Raw genomic sequence first — 6000 nt, 5'->3', positions numbered from 1 at the left:
TTTCTTTAGGAGAAAACTTTCCCATAAAAAATGCACCTCCAATTGTTAATTGTGTCTAACAATTGGGGTGCACATCATATTGGAGGCGGCGTTTGTATGAAGTAAGCAACTATGAGTTATCTGAAGAAGGTGGTGTATTAGCCAAACGATTAAAACTTTTAAAAGCAGAAATTGCTGATATTACACCACCTGTTAAAAATAAGGCTGATCCACCGACTAAAATAATACGACTGACATAGGGGTACAGCCGAGATACGTGTAAAAATAGGTCATAGCCTTACTTTTATTTCCAACTATGACCTACTTCTTTTATAGAGGTATTTCTTCTTCTATTGGATGAGGGATCTTTTGTAAGTCAATTACATAATCACCAAATCGTTTTATATGTCTAGTTATATAGGGACTTAGCCTTTCTAAATCTTGACGTGAAAAGCGATAATCTTCATTTTTTAGTTGCCATAAAATTGTTGTGATATCTACTACATTTTGAAAAATTACAGAATTGGTGATTAACTCATTGTATTTTATACGTTTTTCTTGTTCGATTGGATCATTTTCCGTAATAATACCATCGCCACCAAAGAACAGCCATTTCGAAAATCCATTATAGGCTTCGACTTTATTTGTACTAGCTGTAATTTGTTCACGTAGTTTCATATCCGAAATATATTGAAGAAGGAATATTGTCCGAATTACCCTTCCAAGCTCTTGAAATGCTTGATATAATCGATTTTTCTTGCTATTACTGCTTAATTTTCTAAGAAGTGTCGAAGGTAGTATTTTCCCCATTTTAATAGAAACAACTACTTGAAACAGGTCTTTCCAGTGGGTTTCAATCAGCCTCCAATCAATTACATCTTTAAATAAGGGGTCTATATGTTTATACTGCGTATGTTTATCTGGACGGAAAAATTTTAAATCTTTCCAATTACGAATTCTAGGCATCAGTTGAATTCCTAATAGATAAGATAAGGCAAATACAGGGGTGGACTGTCCTTGTGTATCCGCATGAAGGGTATTTGGTTGAATATCAGATTTATTTTTTAATAATCCATCAATAATATAGATTGCTTCCCAAACACCGCAAGGAATAAAATGACTAAAAAGAGCAATATAATTATCCGCAACATGATGATAGGCCAAAGCTCCATACCCACCATAACGAATATGATATTCTGATATTAAATTTTCTGTGTACATATCATGTTTTGTTCCATCAGCTGCAGCTATTTTCCCCGTTCCCCATAGTTTTGGTAAACTAAATGTATGATATTGATTTAAAACGTCCTGAAGTGCTGCATTTAATCTTGGAATATGAATATGTCTGCGATTCACAAAAGAAAGCATATGAGGTGTAATCGTATTACGCATATGTTTAGCTGTTTGTGTAGGACCTAAATTACATCCATATCCAAAGGTAGTCACAATGTAACGCTCCGTTGGATCTTCTAGTTTAGAATCTGAACCAGATAAAGGACCAAAATGTTTTGTCCAATGAGTCCAATGTTCTACATTACAAAGGATATCTAATACCGTTCTTTCAGGTAAGCGTTGTATAATTTCTTTTTCCAACAATTTGCTACTTATAGACACAGTTTTTCGTACAAAGCGTTTTAAAATGGGTTCCCCATCTTCTGTTATCATAACCTGGCCATTATTCGGATAATTTAAATCTACCGTATTCGCAACAGAAGTTAAGTTCTGTTTCAGTTGTTTAACAAATTGAGTAGGAGAGGAAGGGAAGTTAAGTTCTTTACAATATTCTTTAACTAACGGTTCACATTCTTCCCAAGATAATAGCTGTTTCCTATAATCAGCGTATTTTTCAGAACCTTGTACACTCACATCACCTGTCTTTAATTCTGAAGCTAAATAGGAAAATATACAGATTTCAAGCCGTTTACGATACAATAAATTAGAACCTTTTCCAACTCGAAGAGTTTGTTTCCATTGCTCGTTAGCAAATGATAAATCAATACTAGTAGGAAGGTGTTCTACCCTTCGATTTTCATTTAACAATAAAAATTGTAACGCTTTTATGAGAGAATCATCCTGAGTTGTTGAATCTAATTTTAATAATGAAATCAATCGAAATAAGGTCTTTCTATGACTGTTATAAAACTTTTCTAGTAGAGGAAGATAGTTATTCCCGTTATACGAAGAAAGGGCTAAACAATCTTGTTGTAAAGAATCTATACCACCACTTCTTTCGAATAATTCTGTTATTTCACTTCCTATTATATTCGTATCATCATGCATATGAGTCGTATGTAAAACTTCACTCAATATAGAAATAAGATTTTCACTTATCGAGCGCTGTTTTTCTCGCAAAAGAGCTAATTCTTCTTTTCCCTTTTTATGTATCCTAGCAATCCTTTTTAAAAACATATCTATTAAATGATCTCTTGTTATAATTTGTGAACGATAAATAACTGATAATAGGAGTGTATATCTTTTGGCCATAGTAAAATCTTTCATTTCCGATGCATCTAAAGATAATGCTTCTAATGCGAAATTTTTGATTTTAGAATTTGGAACTTCTTTTAACAATTCCTCGATGTTTGACATAAACGATGTAATAAAATCTAATTTGTTTTGTAGCTCTTTCATGTGAGAGATTGAGGGGCTTTTAGGTAGTTCTTTAAAATAATTAAAACTGGAATGCTTGGTTTCTTGTGAAGTGCGTAGTAGCTCATCCAGTTTATGTTTTTCTTGGTTTGATAATCGATTCATAACAGTATGGCACAACTGATTGTTAACTAACGTGCGGACACGACGAACAAGTCTATCCAAAGTGCTGAATGCTGGTAACTCATAATGTCCTTTAATTAATTCTTCAATGGCAACATTAATTAAATCTGGTGGATGATCCATGACATGGGCAGCTTTATAAATAGCTTTTGTTGCTACGTGCAAAGCATCTTTGCCAAATGTAGAGACTTGTAAATACTGACGGATTTCTTTTTGATGTCGATACATCACTTTTGAATTGAATTTAATCGCTACTTCATCAGGGATATGGAGACCGGATTGAATATGTTGCAACACAATCAGCGGGATCTCCTTAGGTCGTGGAAAATATCCTAACCGCTGAAAAGATTTCAACATAACTAAACAAATAAAAACGGAACTTTCTCCACGGGCTATACGATGTGCAAATATATTTTCTTCATGTGTAACCGTATAAATTGTTGCAAGTTCTTTCTTAGATATATTTTGTTTGAACCTGGGATATGCGGTACGCTCAATTGAAGTCACTGGTATTCCTCCTGATTAAAATTATAACAATGGAATCGTCGATTCTTTCATCTTACGATAAAACATTTAAATTTGTCTATTATGGGTAGACCCTAATCATCCATTGGTCAGTTATTGAAAATGCTCGGTTTCAATTGTATGATTAGGGTGTATGATAATAGATTGAAAAATGAGGTGGATTTTGAAAAATGAAAATTGCTTATGCTAGAGTTTCAACTTTAGATCAAAATTTAAATAGACAGATACAAAAATTAAAAGAATTTGGAGCAGAAAAAATATTTACTGAACAAAAATCTGGTGCATCTGTTCATAATAGAGAAGCATTTCAGGAGGCGTTACAATTTGTTCGAATTGGAGATACATTTATGGTAGAAGCTATCGACAGACTTGGGCGTAATTATGATGAAATTATTGAGACTGTTAATTATCTAAAGAGAAAGGAAGTAAAGTTAATTATTACTAGCCTACCTATTATGGCAGAAGCAATTGGAAATTCTTTATTGGATAAATTCATCAAAGATTTAATCATTCAAATTTTGGCTATGATTGCGGAACAGGAACGAACAGAAACGAAAAGGAGACAAGCACAAGGAATTTCGATAGCCAAACAGAATGGTGTCTATAAAGGAAGACCAACCATCTATTCTCCAACAGCAAAAGACCCTCAAAAAAGGCTAGTGTACAATCGAGTGGTTGAAATGTTAAATGATGGCGAAGCCATTTCTCATATTGCAAAAGAAAACGGTATAACTCGGCAAACCGTTTACAGAATAAAACATGCCATATCTAGTTAAGACAGTTATATGATTATTTTATCCTGGTTTTCACTTGTAACGTAACCGTTTGTTTACGTTACAAGTGAAAATGGAAGCTTAAACGAATGAGGGGCATGTATGGTGACCCCTATTGTATGGATTAGGATTAACAATAGGTAATACAGAAGCTGGTAGACTTTCAGATTGGAAACCTATGCCTACAATTATTGGTATGCTCGCTTTATTAACACCTGTTATGGGAAGTTTCTATATAAGGGGTACTGCCACATTGCCATCAACTTAAGAAATTAAATGTTCCCCAAAACGAAAAAAATGAACTAAATTCTCATGGACACCTATGAAAAGATGAAATTTTCGTTTTGGGGGCACTTTAAAATGTTAGCTTGATGGGCATGTGGCGGTACCCAAAATACCAAATATATTCATGAAATAATTGATCTACTTATAAAAAGGTATGTAGAAAATGAACTATCTTCGGATCAAAAAAGAAAATTCGAATTGCTGACGGAATTATAAAACAACAAAAGTACCACTACATTAGAGGTACTTTTTATTTTGTATCTTTATTGTGAATTTGAAACAAAGTTGTATAAACCCTTTATCTTAAAATTAAGTTATGTTTAAATATAAATATTAAAAATACACCAAATGAGGTAAATTCTATGAAAAAGCTTTGCACTATTTTATTCTCTATCTTTTTACTACTTATTCTCTCTAGTTGCGGACGAGATATTTTAACTAAGGATACTATTGAAGACGGGTTCACACATCGAGTAGACTTTGAAAATAAGTTAAAAGAATACTCAAATGGCATGATTGAGATCGAAGATTCAAATATAGAGTATCGTGATAAAGAAAACGATCGTATCTATAAAGCAGACTGGAAGGGATTTGAAATTTATTCCAAAATGGGTAAAAGTGATTGGCTGTCAAACTCCTATACGATTACAACTGAAAAACTGGTATTTGAGGATAAGACAGCTAATGAGCAGTATCGAAAACTAATGGAAATCATCATTCGTATTGCAGATCCAAAACTCACTATTGAAGAAGTAAATAAGCTAATAGATAGTGGAGTAGACTTAAACGAGGTAAAAGATGGGAGGGGTTTCTACTACCAACTAAAGGTAGGTCAAGACCCAGTAAACAACATTGACTTTACGATTGTACCTAAAGGTGGATGGTAATTGAAGAATGAATAGAAAGAGATAAGATTCTTAGTTGCGGTCTTAGTTTTTTGTTCTTTTAACTGATATCATTTTTGAAAAAACATGTTAAGCAAAATACAATGAGCTGTCCATATCGGCAGCTCATTTACATACTTATCGTTAGCGGAAGTCATTTTAAAATTCTATGTGTCGATTTTTTCTTCGCCCTTGCGGATAAACCACCATATCAAAGCTACAAGTAGTAGGAGGAGCGGTATTCCCTGAATAAAGAGAAATCCTCCCCAAAAATCAAGTTCAGTACTATATGGAGAGTCTGTTGCCATCACACCTATAAATAAACCCACTGGAATTGTGCATAGATTTACCCCTAAACTGACCATTATCAACGATAGGTTTTTAGCCTTAATTTTTGGTGAACCAGACTTAAAAAATAAGAATATTGCAGTGCCGAATATAAGAAACAGTGTTACATAAAAATTTAACATAATATCCCTCCATGACTTTTTTACAAATGGCTGTATTTACGTCTGCATACAGTAATTTTAGAATGGCTTATCTGTTCACTAAACAAAAAACATAAGAGGCCTCACCATACATGTCCATCTCCCGAAAAGAGGGAATAAGAAAAAATAACGTTTTTTTTGTACTTAGGGGTAGTGAAAATTCTTAAGTTGATGGCGATGTATGGTGACCCCTAATACAACGATTATTGTATTTTAAATAAGGAACGACTTCTCACAAGAGAGTCCCTTTTTCATCTTTAAAAATGGTAAAATGTAGTTTAAGGAAGGGTAAGA

6 protein-coding genes are annotated in these 6000 nt (G+C 33.4%); 4 read left to right on the top strand and 2 right to left on the bottom strand.

The features are described from left to right. Window positions 1-92 precede the first annotated feature (92 nt). Window positions 93-239, top strand: a complete 147-nt coding sequence (locus tag JDS80_RS20525) for a hypothetical protein (RefSeq protein WP_199639869.1) — start codon at window positions 93-95, stop codon at window positions 237-239. 70 nt (window positions 240-309) lie between these two features. Here JDS80_RS20525 and JDS80_RS20520 read toward each other — a convergent pair whose 3' ends face one another. Next, window positions 310-3258, bottom strand: coding sequence for a Tn3 family transposase (locus tag JDS80_RS20520; RefSeq protein ID WP_000200615.1), 2949 nt, complete (start codon window positions 3256-3258; stop codon window positions 310-312). Between the two features lie 188 nt (window positions 3259-3446). On the opposite strand from JDS80_RS20520, the gene JDS80_RS20515 reads away from it, so the two are divergent. The 3 genes from JDS80_RS20515 to JDS80_RS20505 all read left to right on the top strand — a co-directional run bounded on the left by JDS80_RS20515 (window position 3447) and on the right by JDS80_RS20505 (window position 5221). Beyond that, window positions 3447-4052, top strand: a complete 606-nt coding sequence (locus JDS80_RS20515; RefSeq protein WP_000686375.1) for a recombinase family protein — start codon at window positions 3447-3449, stop codon at window positions 4050-4052. A gap of 112 nt (window positions 4053-4164) precedes the next feature. After that, on the top strand, window positions 4165-4317 hold the full coding sequence (locus JDS80_RS20510; protein WP_164077176.1) for a hypothetical protein: 153 nt from the start codon (window positions 4165-4167) through the stop codon (window positions 4315-4317). 379 nt (window positions 4318-4696) lie between these two features. After that, window positions 4697-5221, top strand: coding sequence for a hypothetical protein (locus JDS80_RS20505; RefSeq protein WP_000732100.1), 525 nt, complete (start codon window positions 4697-4699; stop codon window positions 5219-5221). 164 nt (window positions 5222-5385) lie between these two features. Here JDS80_RS20505 and JDS80_RS20500 read toward each other — a convergent pair whose 3' ends face one another. After that, complete coding sequence (locus tag JDS80_RS20500) at window positions 5386-5688, bottom strand: hypothetical protein (protein WP_199639868.1); 303 nt, start codon at window positions 5686-5688, stop codon at window positions 5386-5388. Window positions 5689-6000 lie beyond the last annotated feature (312 nt).

It is taken from the genome of Bacillus cereus group sp. N8 (assembly GCF_016483685.1).
Classification (GTDB): domain Bacteria; phylum Bacillota; class Bacilli; order Bacillales; family Bacillaceae_G; genus Bacillus_A; species Bacillus_A proteolyticus.
Note: the sequence above shows the minus strand (reverse complement) of the source record. Positions and strands in the feature narration are given on the sequence as shown.